The 19,995-nt window shown below is 73.9% G+C and carries 16 protein-coding genes; 7 read left to right on the top strand and 9 right to left on the bottom strand.

Translation table 11 applies throughout. The features are described 5' to 3' along the window. Positions 1–80: 80 nt before the first annotated feature. From ACFU5G_RS20500 to ACFU5G_RS20540, 9 genes are all read right to left on the bottom strand, one after another. Positions 81–1,292, bottom strand: coding sequence for a M6 family metalloprotease domain-containing protein (locus tag ACFU5G_RS20500; protein WP_377248961.1), 1,212 nt, complete (start codon positions 1,290–1,292; stop codon positions 81–83). A 118-nt stretch (positions 1,293–1,410) separates the two neighbouring features. Then, on the bottom strand, positions 1,411–4,155 hold the full coding sequence (locus ACFU5G_RS20505) for a beta-L-arabinofuranosidase domain-containing protein (RefSeq protein WP_377248964.1): 2,745 nt from the start codon (positions 4,153–4,155) through the stop codon (positions 1,411–1,413). Then, positions 4,148–5,590, bottom strand: coding sequence for an aminopeptidase P family protein (locus ACFU5G_RS20510; protein ID WP_377248967.1), 1,443 nt, complete (start codon positions 5,588–5,590; stop codon positions 4,148–4,150). The genes ACFU5G_RS20505 and ACFU5G_RS20510 overlap by 8 nt, the downstream gene beginning before the upstream one ends. Beyond that, positions 5,587–6,879: an alpha/beta fold hydrolase gene (locus ACFU5G_RS20515; RefSeq protein ID WP_377248970.1), complete on the bottom strand. Its 1,293-nt coding sequence runs from the start codon at positions 6,877–6,879 to the stop codon at positions 5,587–5,589. Before ACFU5G_RS20515 ends, ACFU5G_RS20510 begins: the two co-directional genes overlap by 4 nt. After that, entirely contained in the window at positions 6,876–7,727 is an 852-nt protein-coding gene (locus ACFU5G_RS20520; RefSeq protein ID WP_377248973.1) for an ATP-binding cassette domain-containing protein, read from the bottom strand. Before ACFU5G_RS20520 ends, ACFU5G_RS20515 begins: the two co-directional genes overlap by 4 nt. Then, positions 7,724–8,563 carry an ABC transporter ATP-binding protein gene (locus tag ACFU5G_RS20525; protein WP_377248976.1) on the bottom strand — a complete coding sequence of 280 codons (840 nt, stop codon included), beginning with the start codon at positions 8,561–8,563 and terminating at the stop codon, positions 7,724–7,726. The genes ACFU5G_RS20520 and ACFU5G_RS20525 overlap by 4 nt, the downstream gene beginning before the upstream one ends. After that, entirely contained in the window at positions 8,560–9,552 is a 993-nt protein-coding gene (locus tag ACFU5G_RS20530) for an ABC transporter permease (protein ID WP_020018274.1), read from the bottom strand. Before ACFU5G_RS20530 ends, ACFU5G_RS20525 begins: the two co-directional genes overlap by 4 nt. Further along, complete coding sequence (locus tag ACFU5G_RS20535; RefSeq protein ID WP_377248981.1) at positions 9,552–10,541, bottom strand: ABC transporter permease; 990 nt, start codon at positions 10,539–10,541, stop codon at positions 9,552–9,554. Before ACFU5G_RS20535 ends, ACFU5G_RS20530 begins: the two co-directional genes overlap by 1 nt. Positions 10,542–10,544: 3 nt before the next feature. Continuing rightward, the gene (locus ACFU5G_RS20540) at positions 10,545–12,260 is read right to left on the bottom strand and encodes an ABC transporter substrate-binding protein (RefSeq protein WP_377248984.1); all 1,716 of its coding nucleotides are present in this window, start codon (positions 12,258–12,260) and stop codon (positions 10,545–10,547) included. Positions 12,261–12,560: 300 nt separating this feature from the next. Here ACFU5G_RS20540 and ACFU5G_RS20545 point away from each other — a divergent pair, with 300 nt between their 5' ends. From ACFU5G_RS20545 to ACFU5G_RS20575, 7 genes are all read left to right on the top strand, one after another. Beyond that, positions 12,561–13,241, top strand: a complete 681-nt coding sequence (locus tag ACFU5G_RS20545; protein ID WP_377248987.1) for a GntR family transcriptional regulator — start codon at positions 12,561–12,563, stop codon at positions 13,239–13,241. An 80-nt stretch (positions 13,242–13,321) separates the two neighbouring features. Beyond that, the gene (locus ACFU5G_RS20550) at positions 13,322–14,581 is read left to right on the top strand and encodes an NAD(P)/FAD-dependent oxidoreductase (RefSeq protein ID WP_377248989.1); all 1,260 of its coding nucleotides are present in this window, start codon (positions 13,322–13,324) and stop codon (positions 14,579–14,581) included. Then, positions 14,578–14,922 carry a (2Fe-2S)-binding protein gene (locus ACFU5G_RS20555; RefSeq protein ID WP_377248992.1) on the top strand — a complete coding sequence of 115 codons (345 nt, stop codon included), beginning with the start codon at positions 14,578–14,580 and terminating at the stop codon, positions 14,920–14,922. The genes ACFU5G_RS20550 and ACFU5G_RS20555 overlap by 4 nt, the downstream gene beginning before the upstream one ends. Beyond that, the gene (locus ACFU5G_RS20560; protein WP_377248995.1) at positions 14,919–16,415 is read left to right on the top strand and encodes an FAD-dependent oxidoreductase; all 1,497 of its coding nucleotides are present in this window, start codon (positions 14,919–14,921) and stop codon (positions 16,413–16,415) included. Before ACFU5G_RS20555 ends, ACFU5G_RS20560 begins: the two co-directional genes overlap by 4 nt. Position 16,416: 1 nt before the next feature. Beyond that, on the top strand, positions 16,417–17,334 hold the full coding sequence (locus ACFU5G_RS20565; protein WP_377248998.1) for a dihydrodipicolinate synthase family protein: 918 nt from the start codon (positions 16,417–16,419) through the stop codon (positions 17,332–17,334). 37 nt (positions 17,335–17,371) lie between these two features. Then, positions 17,372–18,373, top strand: coding sequence for a proline racemase family protein (locus tag ACFU5G_RS20570; protein ID WP_377249001.1), 1,002 nt, complete (start codon positions 17,372–17,374; stop codon positions 18,371–18,373). 11 nt (positions 18,374–18,384) lie between these two features. Further along, the gene (locus ACFU5G_RS20575) at positions 18,385–19,878 is read left to right on the top strand and encodes an aldehyde dehydrogenase family protein (protein ID WP_377249004.1); all 1,494 of its coding nucleotides are present in this window, start codon (positions 18,385–18,387) and stop codon (positions 19,876–19,878) included. Positions 19,879–19,995: the final 117 nt, after the last annotated feature.

Raw genomic sequence — 19,995 nt, forward strand, 5'->3', positions numbered from 1 at the left:
GCCGTTTCCCTCGCGGGGCCGCCCGCGGGGCTCCGTCTTACTGGCCCCCCGGGGGACTGGTTCGTCTCCCACGGAGGGGGTCAGGGCTGGACCGTCACCTTGAGCGTGCCCGCCGGGCCGGCGCGGAACGTGAGCTCGGCGCCCGTCGTCGGCTCCGTCCAGGACGAGCCCGCCGCGAACGGGGCGTCGTCCAGGCCGCCGGACGAACCCGGCGTCGAGTCCACCACCCGGACCGGGCCCTCGCCCGAGGGCACGGACGTGTCCACCGTGTACACCAGGGCGCCGCGGGTCCCGATGCCCTCGTCGTAGCCCACCGGCTGCCGGTTCTCGACGACGACGGCGCGCGTCGCCGAGAGCGGGTACACCACCATGGCGGCCTGCCCCGGGCTCGCCTCGCCCGAGCGGGCCACCGGCGCCAGCCGCGCCGACGTCGTCCGCCCCTGGCCCGCGCACACCACCTGGGCGTCGTCGAGCCAGCCGAGCTGCCAGCGGTGCCAGGCGAAGTACTCCGGACCCTGGCCCGAGATCAGGCCCATCAGGTCCCAGCCGCCGACCGCCGCGTGATAGTTGCCCGGGTCCTCCGGCGGCGCCTCGAACAGGTAGAGGTCGGGCAGGCCCAGCGTGTGCCCCGACTCGTGGGCCAGCACGAGCCCGCCCCAGCGCCACTGGTCGTAGCCGAACGTCACGGCGTGCGTCAGGTGGTTGCCGTCGGCCGTCACGTCCAGGAAGTTCGTCGTGGGCGAGTACGTGATGTTCGGCGCCTCCTTGGTGGCCGTCACCCACACGACGTCCACGTCGGAGAAGTCGAACGTGTCGTCGGCGGCCGCGATCGCGTCGCCGATGTACCGCACGTGGTCCTCGTAGCTCAGGCCCCGCTCGAACGGGTACGCCGTCGACGGCTCCGGCATCCGCACCCAGCCGTCCGACGTCGTCGTGGTCACGTCCAGCCGGCCGCCCGAGACCCGCTCCAGGTACTCCACGCCCGATGCGAGGTTGGCCGCCGCCTCGTCCGCGGACGCCGCGGACGCCGGGTGGTCCTCGAAGTCCACGAGCAGCAGCGCCGCCTTGAGGGTGCCGACGGCGGGGAGCGCCTGGTCGTCGACCGGGAACCCCGAGCCGAGCCCGCCGACGGCGGCGGGCAGGCGGCAGGCGTCGGACGACGGCGGGGCGGCGACCACCGACGGCGGCGGGGCGGTCGCCGCGCTCGCCGGCACGGCACCGAGGGCGAGGGCGCTCGCGGCGAGCGCCGCGAGCGGTAGGGCCAGGGACTTCCGGACGGCTCGCTGGTTCATGCGTGCTCTCCTGTTCGCTGGTCGGACATCAGTGGAACCTTGCCTGCCCCACCGGGCGCGCGCCCGGCGGAGCTGCCAGACGTACAGGTCACCCGGGTGACCTGTACGTCTGACACGGTTACTCCGCTTCGGCGTCCGCGGGCGGGAGCACCAGGGTGCGCACCGGCTCCTGGTTGCCCGCCCGGTCGGTCGCGGCGAACTCGATCACCTGGGGCACGTCGGACAGCGCCCGGCTGAACGGCTCGGCGAACGTCGCCCAGAACGTGTCGGGCCCCTTCCACCGGATGCTGTCCACGCCCGAGACGTCGTCGGCGGCGGCGAGGTTGATCTCGACGCCCCGCGGGCCCAGGCGCTTGGTCGTCACCTTGGTGCGCGGCGGCCTGGTGTCGACGCTGACCTCGCGGACGACGCGGCGCTCCCGTCCCGCCTCGTCGACGGCGCGCGCGGTGACGATGTGCACGCCCTCGGCCAGCACCAGGGGTTCCTGCCCCGCGGGCGCCCACGGCTCGTCGCCAACCCGGACCTCGACGACCGGCTCGCCGACGTCGGCCCGCGCCGTGACCGTGAGCTCCGGTGGCCGGAGGTACCAGCCGCTGACGCCGGGTGCGTCGGCCGCGACGATCTCGACACGGGGCGCGGAGCCCTCGTGCGTGGTGGTCGGCGCCCGCGACAGGAGCGCGGCCTCCTCCGCGGCCCGGCCCCCGGATCCGGGCCCGCCGTCCGCCTCGGACGGCCGCCCGACGTCGGACCGCGCCGCCGCCACCAGCACCTGCCGGCCCTCCGCGGCGCTGAGCAGCCCGAGGTCCACGAACTCGTGCGTCGTCCGCAGCACGCCCTCGACGAACGCGGGACGGTCGGCGAACCCGCCGGCCGACCACAGCACGTCGAGGAAGGTGCGGCCGTCCGCGCGCGCCGCGTTCGGCACACCCGAGTCCGCCGCGGGGTCGGCCCCTGCGAACGCGATCCGCGCGTCGGCCCGGCGCAGGTACATGTGATATCTCGCGTCGGACCCGGACCACGTCGGCTCCAGGACGAGGTCGCCGAGGCGCCACGTGCCGTCGTCGGCGGAGGTCAGCGGGGCCTCCAGCGTGCCGTCCAGCCGCCGCCAGGTCGCGGCCTCCAGCGGCAGCCAGGTCGTGGCGGCGCTGCGGGCGAGCAGCACGGTCGGGCCGCGCTCCAGGGTGACCACCGACGTGTCGTCGGGGGCCGGGACCTCACGCAGGGTCAGCGGCAGGCCGATCTCGACGACGGTGCCCGGACGCCAGTCGCGCCGCAGGGCGACGTACCCGCCGTCGGTCTGGACGGGTTGGGGCTCGCCGTCCACCGTCACGGTGCAGGCGCCGTCCGCGACCCAGGCCGGTACCCGCAGGCGCAGCTCCAGGTCGCCGGTCGCGTCGACCGTGATCCGGCTGCCGCCCTCCAGCGGGTAGCCCGTGCGCTGCACCAGCCGGACGCCGGCCTCCGGCCAGCTAGCCGTCGAGGCGATGTAGAGGTTGACCCAGACGGTCCGGACGCCGCCGTCGGGCCCAGCAGAACCGCCCGCCCGGAAGTACACCGAGTCCTGGTACTTGACGTGGTTCTCCAGCCCGGTCCCGCCGCAGCACGTGCCCACGTTGTCCCACTCGCGCAGTGCCCCCGGGTGCACGGGGAACATGTACGTGACCTCGGGCGAGTCGTCCGAGTCGACGTCGCGCCGCGAGCCCAGGATCTGATTGGTCACGGCCCGCTCGTAGTACTCGGCGAACCGCGCCTCGCCCGTCCGCTCGAACAGGGCGCGCGCGATCTTGAGCATGTTGTAGGTCACGCACGTCTCGGCGTTCCGGTTGCCGATGTCGCCCGCGACGGCGCCCGCTGGTCCCCAGAGCTCGTTCTCCCCGGAGCCGCCGTGCGCGTAGGTGCGGCCGGGCACGAGCATGTCCCAGAGGTTGACGACGGCGTCCGCGTAGCGCGCCTCGCCGGTCAGGTCGCCGAGCGCGAGGTAGCCGAGCAGCGTCGCGGCGTGCTGGTTGGCGTGCATGCCGTCCAGCTCGTCGCGGCCGGCCGCGGCGAAGTCGAGCATGGTGTCCAGGTCGAACAGCCGCGCCGTCTCGACGAACGTGCGGTCCCCGGTCAGCACGGCGAGGTCGCACAGCACCTCGTTCATGCCGCCGGCCTCGCCCGCGATGTACAGGGCCCACATGGCCGCGCGCTGCTCGGCCGGCAGCACCGAGAGCCGGCCGTGCACCCACCGGCCCATCTCGGCGGCGACCTCCAGCGCCACACCCGATCCCGTGTGCCGGTGCGCGTCCAGGAGCCCGGCCATGATCTTGTGGCACGTGTAGTACGGCGCCCAGATCTCGCCGTAGGGCGCCAGGCCCTCCAGGCGGGAGAACTGCCACTCGCCGTACGCGGCCAGGAACCCGGGGTGGCTGTACCGGCCCGTGGCCGCCAGCGTCTCCTGGACCTCCCGCAGGCCCTCGACCATCGCGTCGACCTTGGCCTTCAGCTCGGACCGGTCAGCGGCGTCGCCCGGGCCGCCGGCCGCGAGCGCCAGCATCGACAGGAAGTGGCCCGCGTAGTGGCCCCGCAGCAGGTTGGCGGTGGGCGCGGCCTCGCGGCCGGGGTAGTCGTCGGGGCCCCAGGCGTCCTCGTCGGGGTGGCCGAAGTCCTCCCAGCCGCCCGGCGGCAGCGCCCCGCGCGTGTCCAGCCCGGCGTTCGCCCGGAACACGGCGAGCAGCCGGTCCACCGGGTAGACGCGCGCCAGGTGCAGCATCTGGTCCCGGGCGCGCGTGAAGACGCCGTCCGTCAGCTCGACGTCGGCCAGCGGGAACGGTTCGGCCACCCGGGCCCCCACGCCGGGCAAGGAGAGCACGGCGTCAGGCATCGCCGATCCGCTCCGCGGTCCAGCGCTCGATGCCGGCGGCGTCGATGGGCAGGGCGTCCGAGAGCACCTCGGCGCCGTCGGCGGTGACCAGCAGGTCGTCCTCCAGGCGCACGCCGATGCCGCGCAGCTCCGGCGGCACGGTCTCGTCGTGGGCGTGGAAGTACAGGCCGGGCTCGACCGTCATCACGACGCCGGGGGCCAGGGGCGCGGCCTGGTACGCCTGGTAGTCGGAGTGGGCGCAGTCGTGCACGTCCAGCCCCAGGTGGTGGCCGACGCCGCAGACCAGCCAGCGCCGGTGCTGCTGCCCGCCGGGGGAGAGCGCCTCGTCGACGGAGACGTCCAGCAGCCCCCAGTCGTGCAGCCCCTGGGCGATGACCTCCATGGCCGCGAAGTGGAAGTCCAGGTACTCCACGCCGGGCCGGATCTGCGCCATGCCGGCGCGGTGCGACTTCTCCACCAGGTCGTGCACCTGGCGCTGGATCGGGCTGAAGGTGCCCGACGGCGGGATGGTGCGGGTCACGTCGGCCGTGTACAGCGAGTTCGCCTCGACACCCATGTCGAGCAGCAGCGGCATGTCGGGCAGGATCGGTCCGTCGCACCGCACCCAGTGCAGGGTCGGGGCGTGCGGTCCGGAGCCGACGATCGTCGAGTAGCCCGGCCCGTTGCCGAACGTGCGGGCGTGCCGGTCGAACGTGCCCTGCAGCCAGCGCTCGCCGAGCCCGTCGACCGCGCGCGGCACCTCGCGGGCCACGGCGTCGAACCCGGTCACGGTGTGGTCGATCGCCTCGCGGAGCTGGCCGATCTCCCAGTCGTCCTTGATCATCCGCAGGTCGGACAGGGCGCGGGCCAGGTCCTCGGACGGCTTGAGGCCGAACCGGCGCACCAGGTCGTCGTCGACCGACGGCGAGGCGAGCGCGCCGTCGAGCGTGTCCAGCACGCCGTCGAGCGCGGCCCGCGGCTCGACCGCGATGCCGAACGCCTCGGCCCACGCCGCGAGGTCCGGGGAGGGCCCCACCCAGAGCTCGCCGTACGCCGCGTTGCCGAAGAACGCGCTCTCGCCCGGCTTGGCGGGCGGCGGCAGGTACAGCGTCGCGTCGTGCCCGCCCGCGCTCGCACGCAGCAACAGGACGCCGTCCTCGGCCTGCACGCCCGTGAGCCACACGAAGTCGCTGTCGGCGCGGAACCCGTACATCGCGTCGCCGTTGCGCAGCGGCGCCCGCCCGGCGCTGACCACCGCGTCGCGCGCGCCGATGCGCTCCGACAGGCGGCGGCGGTGGTCGGCGGCCGCCTCGGGCGCCCCGGGGATCACCGGGACGACGACGTCCGGCGCGCCCCAGCCGCGGGCCATGTGGGCGTTGAACGCGTCGCTCTCGGCCAGCCGGGGCGCGCGCGTGCCCGCGTACGGGGGCCGGTCAGGGGTGTGGTGCGTGCTCATCGAATCTCTCCTCCTCGGTCGCGGACCAGCTCACGCAGGCGCTCCAGCACGCGTGCGTCACCGATCCCGTCGTGCTCGTACTCGTTGGTGACCCACGCCTGCGCCGACCCGACCCGCGAGAGCGTGTCGAGCTGCAGGCCGGAGTCCACGAACATGTCGTCGTGGTAGACGATCGCCGCCAGGGGCACCTCGTTGGCGGCCAGGCGGTCCAGGTCGTACAGCGGCGACCACTCCTGGCGCGCCGCCAGCTCGTGCACCGCGCCCGCGAAGGGGCGCAGCAGCCGGATCTCGTCGAACATCCACGGGAACGCCATCTCGCCCGTGAACAGCAGCGGACGCCGGTCCGCGTCGAACTCCGGACGCCGGTCCCGCTCCGCCTGCGCCGCCCAGCCCGTGGGGCCGTTGCCGCCGTGCCCGTAGATCGACTCCTGCAGCGTCCAGAACAGCGGGCCGTCCGCCTGCGCGGTGCGGACCATCGCCTCCTGCAGGAACCCCGCCGACAGGCGGCCCGGCGCAGCGAACGCCTTCTCGACGAACCAGTGCAGCCGCTCCGGCCCCGGCTTCATGCCCAGGTCGATGCCCATGGACTGGAACCGGCGCACCGTCAGGACGTCGCCGTCGGGCAGCAGGACGTCGCCCTGCGCGAGCCGGTCCGCGATCGCCGCCACCGCGTCGACGTCGGCCGGGTAGCGCCGGTAGAACTCCGCCGTCTTGCCCGCCACCCGGCCGAACGTGCGGCGGTAGACCTCCGCGGCGTCGGGCGGCGTGCCCGGGATGCCGCCCGCGACGTAGCAGGCGCGCAGCGCCTGCGGCGCCACCGACAGGTACGTCAGCGTGATCCAGCCGCCGAAGCTCTGCGCCAGCGTGGACCACGGCTGCCCGCCGTACACGTCCCGGCGCACGTCCTCCAGGTCCGCGACGATCGAGTCGGCCCGGTAGCACGCCAGCAGGTCGGCACCCTCGCTCGCACTCAGCCCGGCCAGCGCCTCGCCGTCCAGCGGCGAGCTGCCGCCCGTGCCGCGCTGGTCCACCAGCACCACGCGGTAGTCACGCAGCGCCACGTCCAGCCAGCCGTCCCGGCGCAGCGGCCGCGGGTTCGCCCCGCCCGGCCCGCCCTGCAGGTACACCAGCAGGGGCAGGTCCTCGTCGCCGCGCGTCGGGTCCACCAGCTCACGGACCAGCAGCGACACCTCGCCCGCCAGCCGCCCCGAGCGGTCCAGCGGCACCGCGAGGCGGCGCTCGCGGACGCCGATGCCCGGCAGCAGGTACGTGGTCCAGTCCGTGCTCATCGTGCTCCCTCCGCGGCGAGCGCCGCGTTGCGCCGTCGGGCCGCCTCCCACTCGGGGCGGATGCGGGGCACGGCGTCGAGCAGCTTGCGCGTGTACTCGTGCTGCGGCGCGTCGAAGACGGCGTCGCGGTCGCCCTCCTCGACGATCCGGCCCTGCGTCATCACCGCGACCCGGGTGGCGATCTGCCGCACCACCGCGAGGTCGTGCGCGATGAACAGGTAGGTCAGGCCCTCCTCGCGCTGCAGGTCGCGCAGCAGGTTGATCACCTGGGCCTGGACGGAGACGTCCAGGGCGGAGACGGCCTCGTCGCACACCACGACGCGCGGCCCGACGGCGAGCGCGCGGGCGATGCCGATGCGCTGCGCCTGCCCGCCGGAGAACTGCGCCGGGTACTTCTGCGAGTGGTCCGGGTCCAGCCCGACCCGCTCCATGAGCGAGCGGGTGAACGCCCGGGCGCCGCCGGGGATGCTGCGCTGCTGGTAGAGCAGGGGAGCGGTGACGATGCGCTCCACGGTGTGCCGGGGGTTGAGCGAGGAGTACGGGTCCTGGAAGACCACCTGCACGTCGCTGCGGAACCGGCGCAGGTCGGCGCGGCCCAGCCGGGTGACGTCCTCGCCGTCGAGCTCGACGGTGCCCGAGGTGACGTCGAGCAGCCGGGCGGCCAGGCGCGCCGTCGTCGACTTGCCGGAGCCGGACTCGCCGACCAGGGCGAGGGTGTCGCCCGCGTTGATCTCGAAGCTCACGTCGTCCACGGCCCGGAAGGTGTCCGGACGGCGCAGCAGGCCGCCGGTGCCCATGACCGGGAACTCCTTGACGAGGTGCGTGGCGCGCAGCAGGGGCGTGCTCATGCTGGTCCTCCGTCCTTCTTGGTGCCGACCGCGCGCAGCTCGCCGATCTCGTCGTCGATGCGCGGCACGGCGTCGAGCAGCGCCTGGGTGTAGGCGTGCTGCGGGTCGGTGAAGATCTGCTCGACGGCGCCGCGCTCGACGCACACGCCGTCCTTCATGACGACGATGTGGTCGGTGACCTCGCTGACCACGGCCAGGTCGTGCGTGATCAGCACGAGGCCGGTGCCGGTCTCGCGCCGGATCTCCTGCAGCAGGTCGAGGATCTGCGCCTGCACGGTGACGTCGAGCGCCGTGGTGGGCTCGTCGGCGATGAGCAGCTCGGGCTCGGTGCTCAGCGCCATGGCGATCATGACGCGCTGGCGCATGCCGCCGGAGAACTGGTGCGGGTAGTGGTCCACGCGCCGCGCGGCGTCGCGGATGTGCACCCGTTCCAGCGCCTCGATCGCGACCCGCCGGGCCACGCGCCGCGTGGTGCCGGGCCGGTGGGCGCGGTACGCCTCCTCGATCTGGAGCCCGACCGTGTAGTACGGGTTCAGGGAGGAGAGCGGGTCCTGGAAGACCATGGCGACGCGGTCGCCGCGCACGCGGCGCAGCTCGGCCTCGGACATCCCGACGAGCTCCTGGCCGCTCAGCCGCACGCTGCCGGTGCGGGTGGCGGCCCGCGGCTGCAGGCCCATGATCGCGAGGCTGGTCATGGACTTGCCGGAGCCGGACTCGCCCACGATGCCCAGCGCGCCGCCGGGCTCCAGGTCGAGGTCGAGCGAGCGGACGGCGTCGAGCGGCCCGCGCGGGGTGGGGAAGGTGACCGTGAGGTCGCGCACCTGGAGCAGGCTCATGCGTTCACCCGCACTCTCGGGTCGATGGCGGTGTAGACGACGTCGACCACGATGTTGCCGACGACGACGAGGAACCCGGCCAGCAGGGTGACGCCCATGATCACCGGCTGGTCGTTGCGGGCGATGGAGTCGGCGGCCATCTTGCCCACGCCGTTGATGCCGAAGACGGTCTCGGTGATGAGCGCGCCGCCGAGCAGTCCGGCGAAGTCCATCCCGAAGATCGTCACGATCGGCGTCAGGGCCGGACGCAGGGCGTGCCGGCGCCAGACCAGCGGCTGGGCCAGGCCCTTCGCGTAGGCGGTGCGCACGTAGTTCTCGCGCAGCACGTCGAGCACGTTGGCCCGGGTCAGCCGGGTGTAGGCGGCCGCGTAGCCGACGGCGAGCACGATCCACGGCATGACGAAGTTGGCGAACCACTGCCCGGGGTCGTCGGCGAAGGCGACGGCCTGCGGGAACGGCAGCCACTGCAGCTTGACCACCAGCACGTACTGCAGCACGAGCGCGAGCACGTAGTTGGGGATCGACATGCTGGTCAGCGTCAGGCCGGTGGTGAACCGGTCGAGGAACGTGCCCTCCTTGACGGCGCTGAGCAGGCCGCCGGCCAGCCCGGCGAGCAGCCACAGCACGGCGGCGCCCACGGCGATCGTCGCGGAGACCGGCAGGCGCTGGATGATCATGTCCCAGACGGCCTGGCTGGACTGGAACGAGTAGCCGAGGCAGGGCGCCGCGCACTCGACGGCGCCGACCCCCTCGCCGTACGTGCGACCCGCGAAGATGCCGACGACGAAGTGGAAGAACTGGGTCCAGAACGGCTGGTCCAGCCCGAGGTTGCCGCGGATCTGGTCGATGACCTCCGGCGTGCAGTTCTTGCCGCAGATCTGCACCGCCGGGTCCGGCGACAGCGCGAAGAAGACCAGGTACGTGAACAGGCAGACCAGCAGCAGCACGCCGAGGCCGGAGGCGACTCGGGTGATCAGGAACCGGGGCATCAGCGGCCCTCCTGGGCGTCGACGACGGCGCGCAGTCGGTCGCCGAGCACGGTGAACGAGAGCACGAGCAGGAACAGGAAGGCGCCGGGGAAGACGAAGTACGCGGGATCGACGGCGTACCACTTCACGGACGCGGCGATCATCTGGCCCCAGCTCGGCTCGGGCGGTACGACGCCGACGCCGAGGAAGGACAGGCCGGCCTCGGTGCCCACGTAGCCGGGCACGGCGAGGGTGGCCATCACGATGATCGTGGAGCGCAGGTTGGGCAGGATCTCGCGGAACACGATGCGCGTGCCGCTCGCCCCGGCGGCCCGTGCGGCCTCGACGAACTCCCGCTGCGCGAGCGACATGGTCTGCCCGCGCACGATGCGCGCCAGGTACGGCCAGCCGAACACGGAGATCACGACCACCAGGAGCGTGGACCGGTTGCCCGCCGGCAGCGCCGAGAGCACCGCGATCATGAAGATGAGCGCGGGGAACGCCATGAGGAAGTCCATGACGCGCGAGATCACCAGGTCGACGCGGCCGCCGAAGTAGCCGGCCACGAGCCCGAGCGACACGCCCAGCACGGTGGTCAGCGCCGTGGCGGACAGCGCGATGCTCATGGACACGCGCGCGCCGTAGACGATGCGGGCGAAGATGTCGCGGCCGCTGCCCGGTTCGACGCCGAACCAGTGCTCGGCGCTGACGCCGCCCCACGGGCCGATCGGCATGCCGCCGAGGTTGGGGTCGATCGCGGTCTGGTCGAACTCGTACGGGGTCCAGCCGCTGATGGCGGTCAGGACGGGCGCGAAGATCGCGACGAGCGTGACGAGCACGATGTAGCCGAGGCCGAGCATCGCGCCGACGTCGCGGCGCAGGGCCTGCCAGGTACCGCCGGCACCCGCCCGGAGGGCGCCGGCGGCTGGTGCCGCCGGCGCCTCGGGGGTGTCGCCGGACCCGGCTGCCACGGCCTGGGCGGCCGTGAGGTCAGTCGGGGTGGACGTCATGGATCAGCCCTTCTCGGGGTCCTTGAGGCCGACACCGACGTAGTCGATGCCGCCGCTCGCGGCGTTCGCCGAGGAGTGCAGCCCGGTGACGTTCTCACCCGGCAGCAGCACCGTCTTGGCGACCATCAGCGGGACGATCGGCGCCAGCTCGAGGATCTCCTCGTCGAGGGCGCCCCACTGCTCGTTCGCCGCGGCGATGTCGGTCATGGCGCCGATCTCGTCGATCCGGGCGTTGACGTCCTCGTCGTTCAGCTGGGCGAGGTTGTTGTTGCCCTTCTCGTAGATGTTGCGGCCGTCGAACAGCGGCGGGATGAAGGTCGCCGCCGACGAGGCCCAGTCCGGGCACCAGCCGGTGATCGCGGCGTCGTGCTGCTGCGACGGGGTGCCGATGGTCTCGTAGTACGTGGACGTGTCGATCAGGTTGAGCTCGACGGTGACGCCGATGCGCTCGAGCGACTGCTGGATCGACTCGGCCTGGGCCTGCATCGACTCCTGCGAGCGGATGTCGAGGGTCAGGGTGAACCCGTCGGACAGGCCGGCCTCGTCCAGCAGCTTCTTGGCGGCCTCGACGTCGCCCGTGCCGTCCGGCGACGGGTACAGGTCGAAGTCCTTGTGACCGGCGACCGCCGGCGGGATGATCGTCGTGGACTGGGCGCCGAGCTGCGTGCCGCCGCTCGCGTTGACGATGGAGCTGCGGTCGACGGCGTAGCTGATCGCCTGGCGCACCCGGACGTCGTCGAGCGGCGCCTTGGTGGTGTTCAGGCCCATGTAGGTGGTGCAGATGCCGTCGAACTGCAGCACGCGCTCCTGGAGCTGCGGCGTCTGCAGGCGGGGGAGCGTGGCCGGCTGGATGTTGCCGGCGATCGCGTTGACGTCCGTGCCCTGCCCGGCGATGAGGCGCTCGTCGATGGTGGCCGGGTCGAGGCCGATGGAGAACTCCCAGCCGTCCGGCTTGGCGGCGCGCACCTCGTCGGTCGCGGCGTCCCAGCTCTCGTTGCGCTCGAGCTTGATGGTGCTGCCCGGCACGTACTCGGCCAGCTTGTAGGGCCCGGAGGCGACGATCTCGTGGATGAACTCGTCGCCGGCGCCGCTGCCCTCGGGGAACGGGGTCGCGTTGACCTGGGAGACCACGGCGTCGAACTCGGGGAACGGCTTCTTCAGGTGGAAGACGATCGTCTTCTCGTCCGGGGTCTCGATGGTCGGCAGGTCACCGGTCTTGTAGGGACCCTCGTAGTCCTCGGGGGCGTCGATCACCTGCTTGAGGTACGGGGAGCCGATGCCGACCTCCGGGTCCCAGGCCCGCGAGACGCCGAACTTGACCTCGGCGGACGTGATCGGGTCGCCGTTCTCGAACTTCAGCCCGTCCTTGAGCGTGTAGGTCCAGGTCAGACCGTCGTCGGACACCTCGCCGAGGGACTCGGCCAGGTCCGGCACGATCGCGGTCGGGTCGTCCGCCGAGCCCGGCGCCGACGTCGTGAGCTGACGGTAGACGAGCCGGTAGAAGTTGTTCACGCCGCCGTCCCAGCCGCGGGCCGGGTCGAGGTAGGAGAAGTCGGCGTTCTGCAGCACGTGGACGGTGCCGCCCTCGGCCGGCTCGGCCTCGAACCCGCCGGCCCCCGAGGAGGAGGAGGAGGGGTTCTGGCCGCCGCCGCCGCACGCGGCGAGCGCGAATGTCGTGGCGACGGCGATGACTGCCGTCGTTATCCGGTGGTGCTTCACGGTGTGGCCTCTCGGTCGGTGACTTGCGTCGTTGGTCGTACGGGTAGGGCCCCGGCGCGGCCGTGGTCGTCGTCGACGCGGCCTGCCTTCGATATGTGATGCGTGATATGTTACTGAGACGGTACCGCAGTGTCGATGGGATGAATGTAAACGTCGCGTTTCGGCGGGATAACGCCAGTTCTGGCGGGCGAAAGTCCGGCGAACCAGGCCACGCTCAGGTACCCTCTGGCGGCATTGACGACGGGTTTCCTGTCGTGTGTAATATTCTACTGTCAGAGCCTGACCCCACTGGAGAGCACCATGAGCTCAGCATCATCGACCCCGTCGGTCCGTCGCCTGGCGCCGGTCGCGAGCCTGCGCGAGCAGGTTCACCGCGCCCTCGTGGCCGCGATCGTCGCCGGCGAGCTGGAACCCGGCGAGCTGGTCTCGGTGCCGACGCTGGCCGCGCGCTTCGACGTGTCCGCGACCCCCGTGCGCGAGGCCGTGCTGGACCTGGAGCGGCGCGGGTTCCTGGAGGCCGTACGCAACAAGGGCTTCCGCGTCACCCGCGTGAGCGACCAGACGCTGCGGCACGTCGCCGCCGTCCGCATGGTCATCGAGCCCGTGTGGATGGAACGGCTCGCCAGGTCGTTCCCCGTGGGGCAGCTCGGGGAGTTCCGGGCGCTCGCCGACGAGATCGTCGAGGGCGCGCGCACCGGGGACCTCATCGCCTACCTGCAGGCGGACCAGGCGTTCCACCTGCGGCTGATGGGCCTGCTGGGCAACCCCGTGGCCGGCGAGATCGTGGCCGACCTGCGCGACCGCGCGCGGCTGCTCGGCCTGTCCACGATGGTCGCGGGCGGCACCCTGGCCGCCTCCGCCCAGGAGCACCACGAGCTGCTCGACCTGCTCGCGGCCGGCGACGGCCCCGGCGCCAAGGCGCTCATGGAGCGGCACATCGGGCACTCGCTGGGCACGTGGGCGGGCAAGCCCGAGGACTGAGCGGTACCCCCGGGGCGCCTGCCGTGTGCCCGGGAGAGAGAACAAGAGACAGAGACAGCGGAGCGATGGAGGGGGTGGAAGTGGCTGCGGACGTCGTCATCGTCGGCGCCGGGATCGTGGGCGCCGCGTGCGCGCGCTCCCTGGCGCTCGCGGGTGCCTCGGTGGTGGTGCTCGACCGCGGGGCCGCGGCCGCCGGCACCAGCGCCCACGGCGAGGGCAACCTGCTGGTCTCGGACAAGGGTCCGGGGCCCGAGCTGGTGCTCGCCCAGGAGTCGCTGCGCCGGTGGGCCGAGCTCGCCGGCGAGCTGGCGGACGAGCTCGGCCCCCGGTTCCCGTCGATCGAGCACGACGCCAAGGGCGGCCTCGTCGTGGTGGCCTCGGCCGCGGGCCTGACCGGCCTGCGCGAGTTCGCCGCCGCGCAGCGTGCCGTCGGCGTCGAGGCCGTGGAGGTGACCGGCGACCAGGCCCGGGAGCTGGAGCCCGACCTCGCGCCCGGCGTCCTGGGCGGCGTGCACTACCCGCAGGACGCCCAGGTGCAGCCCGTCGCGGCCGCCGAGGCGCTGCTCGCCTCCGCGCGCCGCGCGGGCGCCGTCGTCCGCACCGGGGTGGAGGTGACCGGGCCGCTGCTCGGCGCCGACGGCCGGCTGACGGGCGTGGCCACCACGGGCGGCGAGGTCGCGGCCGGGGCCGTCGTGGTGGCGGCCGGACCGTGGTCGGCGCAGGTCGCCGAGCGGCTCGGTGCGTGGCTGCCCGTGCGGCCGCGGCGCGGCACGGTGCTGGTGACCACCCCGATGCGCGAGCGCATCCGGCACAAGGTGTACGACGGCGACTACTTCGCCGCGACCCAGTCCGCGGGCGCCGAGCTGCAGACCTCCGCCGTGATCGAGTCGACGCGCGGCGGGACCGTGCTGATCGGGTCGAGCCGGGAGCAGGTCGGGTTCGACGAGCGCTTCCGCGCCGAGGTGCTCCGGCAGATGGCGCGCCGGGCCGTGGCGGTGTTCCCGTTCCTCGCCGAGACCAACGTGATGCGCTCCTACCTGGGCTTCCGGCCGTACATGCCGGACCACCTGCCCGTCGTCGGCGCCGACCCGGCGCTGCCCGGACTGTGGTTCGCGACCGGGCACGAGGGCGCGGGCGTCGGCCTGGCCCCCGCGACCGGCGACCTGCTGGCCGCCGGGCTGCTGGGGCTGGACCCGGCGGTGGACCCGGCACCGTACGCCGTCGACCGGCCCACGCTCGAGGCGCTGCGGCCCACCCCCGACGTGTCAGACGTACAGGTCCCTCGGGGGACCTGGGGGTCTGACACCTCGGAGACCGCTCACGAAGGGGCACGACCATGACCTCGCACCGCATGCCCGCCGGCTCGGACCCGGCGCGGCCAGGCCCCGACCACCCGCTGACCATCTGGGTCGACGGCGAGCCCGTGCCCGGTACGGCCGGGCAGACCATCGCGGGCGTGCTGCTGGGCGCCGGACGGCGCCAGTGGCGCACCACCAGCCAGGACGGCGCCCCGCGCGGCGTGTTCTGCGGCATCGGCGTCTGCTTCGACTGCGTCGTGGAGGTCAACGGCCTGCGCGACGTGCGGGCCTGCCTGCGGCGCGCGCAGGACGGCGACGTCGTGGCCCGGCAGGGCGAGCCCGTCGCGGCACGTCCCGTCGCCGGGCCGGAGGTGACCCCGTGAGCGGCACCCCGTCCCGGCACGTGGTCGTCGTGGGCGCGGGTCCCGCTGGGCTCGCCGCCGCGCACGCCGCCGCCCGCGCCGGGGCGCGGGTCACGGTGCTCGACTCGGCCGACGTGCTCGGCGGCCAGTACTGGCGGCACCTGCCCCCCACACGGCCGGCCGCGCGCGAGCACGTGCTGCACCACAAGTGGGGCACCTACCGCGAGCTGGTGCACGCCCTGCGGGCGCACCCCGCCGTCACGGTCGTCCCGTCCGCGCAGGTGTGGTCCCTCGAGCGGCTCGACGACGGCGTCCGCCTCAACGTGCTCGTGGGGGAGCCCGACGCCGCCGGCCGCGCGGCCCGCACCTTCAAGCCCGACGCCCTCGTGCTCGCGCCCGGCGCCCACGACCGGACCCTCCCGTTCCCTGGCTGGCAGCTGCCCGGGGTCTACTCCGCCGGGGCGGCGCAGGCGCTGGCCAAGGGGGAGCGGGTCGCCGTCGGACGCCGCGTCGTCGTCGCCGGGGCCGGGCCGTTCCTGCTGCCGGTCGCGTCCTCGCTGCTGCGCACGGGTGCCGCCGTCGTCGGCGTGCACGAGGCGAGCGGGCTCGGCCCGCTCGCGCGCGGCTGGCTGGACCGGCCCTGGGAGCTGCTCGGCGCGGCCGGCAAGGCCGGCGAGCTGGCGGGCTACGTCCGCGAGCTGGTGCGCCACCGCGTGCCGTGGCGGCCCGGCGAGGCCGTGGTCGCCGCGCACGGCGACGGCCAGGTCGAGGCGGTCACGATCGCGCGGCTCGACGCGCGCTGGACGCCCGTGCCCGGCACCGAACGACAGGTCGAGGCCGACGCCGTGGCCGTGAGCCACGGGTTCACGCCGCGCCTGGAGCTGGCGGTCGCCGCCGGCTGCGCGCTGACGCCGGCCCGGTTCGTGGTGGTCGACGACGCGCAGGCCACGTCCGTGCCGGGGGTGTGGGCCGCGGGCGAGATCACCGGCATCGGCGGGGCCGACGCCGCGCTCGCCGAGGGCGCCGTCGCCGGCACGGCCGCGGCCGGGGGCGACCTCCGGTCCGCCGGGGCCGCCCGGACGGCCCGCGCCCGGGACCGGTCCCGCGGTTTCGCGGCCCGGATCGAGGCCGCCCACGGCATCCGCGGCGGGTGGGTGCGCTGGCTGCGCGACGACACCGTCGTCTGCCGCTGCGAGGAGACCACCTACGGGCGGCTGCGCGAGGTGGTCGACCTGACCGGCTCGCGCGAGACCCGCTCCGTGAAGCTCACCAGCCGCGCCGGGCTCGGCCCGTGCCAGGCCCGCATGTGCGGCCGCACGCTCCAGGAGCTGCTGGACGACGGCGGGTCCGGTGCCGCCTGCGGCGGGCCGGCGCCCGGCGTCGACCGCCGTCCGGTCGTCGTGCCGGTCCGGCTCGGCGACCTGGCCGCGCTGCCCGCCCCGTCCGCCGCCCCGCTCGAACCATCCCTCCCCACGACTTCACTTTCCGCAGCATCGCAACCACAGGAGACCTGACATGAACCAGCGATTCGACCTCGGCGGCGTCATCGTCGCCACCACGCTCGCCTTCAAGCCCGACGAGTCCGCGCCGGCCGGCCTGGCCGTCGACTACGAGAAGTTCGCCGCGCACTGCGAGTTCCTCATCGACAACGGCTGCCGCGGCGTCGGCCCGAACGGGTCGCTCGGCGAGTACTCGTCGCTCACCGACGACGAGCGCCGGAAGGTGATCCAGACCGCCGTCAAGGCGGTGGACGGCCGCGGCCTGGTCGTCGCCGGCGTGCACGGCGTGGGCTCGCACCAGGCCAAGCACTGGGCCGAGCTCGCCGCCGAGGACGGCGCCGACGGCGTGCTGCTGCTGCCGCCCACGATCTACCGCGCCAACCGCTCCGAGGTGATCGCCCACTACGCCGCGGTCAACGAGGTCGGCCTGCCGATCATGATCTACAACAACCCGATCGACACCAAGGTCGACCTCACGCCCAGCATCCTGGCCGAGCTCGCCCAGCTCGAGAACGTCGTGGCCGTCAAGGAGTTCTCCGGCGACGTGCGCCGCGTGCTGGAGATCAAGGAGCTCGCCCCCGACCTCGACGTCATCGCCGGGGCCGACGACCTGCTGTTCGAGTCGCTCGTGGCCGGCGCCGTCGGCTGGTTCGCCGGCTACCCGAACGCGTTCCCGCGCGAGGCCGTCGAGATCTACACCCTGGTCACCGAGGGCAAGATCGACGAGGCCCGCGAGCTGTACCGCCACCTCGTGGCCGTGTTCCGCTGGGACTCGCGCACCGAGTTCGTCCAGGCCATCAAGCTCTCCATCGACATGGCCGGGCAGAGCTACGGTGGGCCCACCCGCCCGCCGCGCGGCCCGCTGTCCGCGGAGCACGAGGCGCAGGTGCGCAAGGACACCGAGGCGGCGCTCAGCTACATCGCCTCGCGCTGACCCACGCGGCCCCCACGGAACGAGCACAGGAGCGACCATGCGCAGCAGCAGGACCATCACCGCCGTCGACTCGCACACCGAGGGCATGCCCACCCGCGTCGTCACCGGCGGGGTGGGCCCCATCCCGGGCGAGACCATGAACGACCGGCGGCTGTACTTCATGGAGCACATGGACGAGCTGCGGCACTTCCTGATGAACGAGCCGCGGGGGCACGGCGCGATGAGCGGCGCCATCCTGCAGCCGCCCACCCGGTCCGACTGCGACTGGGGCGTCGTCTACATCGAGGTGTCCGGCTGCCTGCCCATGTGCGGCCACGGCACCATCGGGGTGGCCACCGTGCTGGTCGAGACGGGCATGGTGGACGTCGTCGAGCCGGTCACCGAGATCCGGCTCGACACGCCCGCCGGGCTCGTCGTCGCGAAGGTCGCGGTCAGCGACGGCCACGCCGACTCCGTGACCATCGAGAACGTGCCGAGCTTCGTCACCGCCCTCGACCAGGAGGTCGAGGTGCCGGGCTACGGCACCGTGCCCTACTCCATGGCGTTCGGCGGCAACTTCTACGCCCTGGTCGACCTCGACGACCTCAAGCTGCCCTTCGACCGCGAGCGGCAGCAGGACCTGCTGTCCGCCGGGCTCGCGATCATGGACGCCATCAACGAGACGGCGAAGCCGAAGCACCCGGAGCTCGACGGCGTCGAGGGCTGCCACCACGTGGAGCTCATCGCCCCCGGCTCGGACGCCACGCTGTCCCGGCACGCCATGGCGATCTACCCGGGCTGGTTCGACCGGTCGCCCTGCGGCACCGGGACGTCCGCCCGCATGGCCGAGCTCTGGGCGCGCGGCGAGCTGGCGCTGGAGACCGACTTCGTCAACGAGTCGTTCATCGGCAGCCGGTTCGTCGGCCGCCTGGTGGGGGAGACCACGGTCGCCGGCGTGCCCGCCGTGCTGCCCACCATCACCGGCCGTGCCTGGGTGACCGGCACCGCCAACTACCTGCTCGACCCCAGCGACCCGTTCCCCACGGGTTTCGTCTTCTGATGAGGAGCCCCATGACCGCCACCGCGGTGCCCGCACACAACCGCACCGTCGACGACGTGGCCCGCACGGCCGCGGCCGCATTCGCCGGGCTGGCCCAGGTCGGCCCCGCGACCCGGGCCGACGCCCTGCGCCGCGCCGCCGCGGCCCTCGGGGAGCACGCCGACGAGCTCGTGGCCACCGCGCAGGTCGAGACCGGCCTCGCCGAGGCCCGCCTGCGCGGCGAGCTCAAGCGCACCCAGGTGCAGCTGCGCCTGTTCGCGCACGTCGTGGCCGACGGCGCCTACCTCGACGTCCGCCTCGACGAGGCCGACCCCGACTTCGTGCTCGGCCCCCGCCCCGACCTGCGCCGCGCCCTGTGGCCCGTCGGCCCCGTGCTCAACTTCGCGGCCAGCAACTTCCCGTTCGCGTTCTCCGTGGCCGGCGGCGACACCGCGGCGGCGCTCGCGGCGGGCTGCCCCGTGATCGTCAAGGGGCACCCGGGGCACCCGTGGCTGTCCGAGCGCACCGCGCAGATCGTGGCCGGCGCGCTGGTCGAGGCGGGCCTGCCGGAGGGCACGCTCCAGCTCGTCACGGACCAGGACGCCGGTGTGGAGCTGCTGGAGCACCCGGCCGTGCGGGCGGCGGCGTTCACCGGCTCGCAGCGCGTGGGGCAGCTCCTGGCCGCCCGGGCCGCCGCGCGGCCCGAGCCGGTCCCGTTCTTCGGCGAGCTGGGCAGCGTCAACCCCGTGCTGGTCAGCGAGGCGGCGCTGGACGAGCGCGCGGACGCGCTGCTCGCCGGGTACGTCGCGAGCGTGTCCGGCTCGGCCGGGCAGCTCTGCACCAAGCCGGGCTTCCTGCTCGTCCCGGAGGGCACGGCGTACGACGACGCCGTGGTCGCCGCCGCGGCCGACGTGCCTGAGCACCGGCTGCTCAACCCCTCGATCGCCGACGGCTACGAGCGGCGCGTCTCGGCGGTCCTGGGGGCGGACGGCGTCCGCGTGGTCCGGTCCGGCGAGTTCCGCCGCGACGCCGACGGGCAGGCCTGGGTGACGCCGACGTTCGTCTCGGTGCCGCTGGACGCGCTCCGGGGCGCCGGGGAGGCAGTGCTCGACGAGGTGTTCGGGCCGTTCTCCGTGATCGTGGAGTACCCGCGCGGCACCGACCTGGCCGCCGTCGTCGGGGAGCTGTTCCCGGGCAACCTGACGCTCACCCTGCACCTCGGGGCGGGGGAGACGGGCGCGGCGCAGGGCGCGCTCGTGGGTGCGCTCGGCCGCTACGCCGGGCGCGTGCTGCTGGGTGGCTGGCCCACGGGCGTCGCGGTGACGCCCGCGATGCAGCACGGCGGGCCGTCGCCCGCGACGACCACGGACGGCACGTCGGTGGGCACGGCCGCGATCGGCCGGTTCCTGCGCGGGGTGACGTTCCAGGACGCGCCGCAGGAGCTGCTGCCGGCGCCGCTGCGCGACGACAACCCGTGGGGCGTGCCGCGCACGGTGTCGCCGCGTGGCGCGTCCGCGGAGTGGTGACGTCGGCAGCCTGCTGAGCGCGGCCCGCGCGGTCGGCACTCTGCTGTGAGGTCGGCAGTCTGCTGAGCACGCCTCGCCGGGGCGGCAGTTTGCATCGAGGTCGGCACAGGCCTGTGC

The sequence above is a fragment of the Promicromonospora sp. NPDC057488 genome (assembly GCF_042802395.1).
GTDB lineage: Bacteria > Actinomycetota > Actinomycetes > Actinomycetales > Cellulomonadaceae > Promicromonospora.

Coding starts and splice junctions, on each gene's coding strand:
- ACFU5G_RS20500 (WP_377248961.1), bottom strand. CDS start 1,292: ATGAACCAGCGAGCCGTCCGGAAGTCCCTGGCCCTACCGCTCGCGGCG.
- ACFU5G_RS20505 (WP_377248964.1), bottom strand. CDS start 4,155: ATGCCTGACGCCGTGCTCTCCTTGCCCGGCGTGGGGGCCCGGGTGGCC.
- ACFU5G_RS20510 (WP_377248967.1), bottom strand. CDS start 5,590: ATGAGCACGCACCACACCCCTGACCGGCCCCCGTACGCGGGCACGCGC.
- ACFU5G_RS20515 (WP_377248970.1), bottom strand. CDS start 6,879: ATGAGCACGGACTGGACCACGTACCTGCTGCCGGGCATCGGCGTCCGC.
- ACFU5G_RS20520 (WP_377248973.1), bottom strand. CDS start 7,727: ATGAGCACGCCCCTGCTGCGCGCCACGCACCTCGTCAAGGAGTTCCCG.
- ACFU5G_RS20525 (WP_377248976.1), bottom strand. CDS start 8,563: ATGAGCCTGCTCCAGGTGCGCGACCTCACGGTCACCTTCCCCACCCCG.
- ACFU5G_RS20530 (WP_020018274.1), bottom strand. CDS start 9,552: ATGCCCCGGTTCCTGATCACCCGAGTCGCCTCCGGCCTCGGCGTGCTG.
- ACFU5G_RS20535 (WP_377248981.1), bottom strand. CDS start 10,541: ATGACGTCCACCCCGACTGACCTCACGGCCGCCCAGGCCGTGGCAGCC.
- ACFU5G_RS20545 (WP_377248987.1), top strand. CDS start 12,561: ATGAGCTCAGCATCATCGACCCCGTCGGTCCGTCGCCTGGCGCCGGTC.
- ACFU5G_RS20555 (WP_377248992.1), top strand. CDS start 14,578: ATGACCTCGCACCGCATGCCCGCCGGCTCGGACCCGGCGCGGCCAGGC.
- ACFU5G_RS20565 (WP_377248998.1), top strand. CDS start 16,417: ATGAACCAGCGATTCGACCTCGGCGGCGTCATCGTCGCCACCACGCTC.
- ACFU5G_RS20570 (WP_377249001.1), top strand. CDS start 17,372: ATGCGCAGCAGCAGGACCATCACCGCCGTCGACTCGCACACCGAGGGC.
- ACFU5G_RS20575 (WP_377249004.1), top strand. CDS start 18,385: ATGACCGCCACCGCGGTGCCCGCACACAACCGCACCGTCGACGACGTG.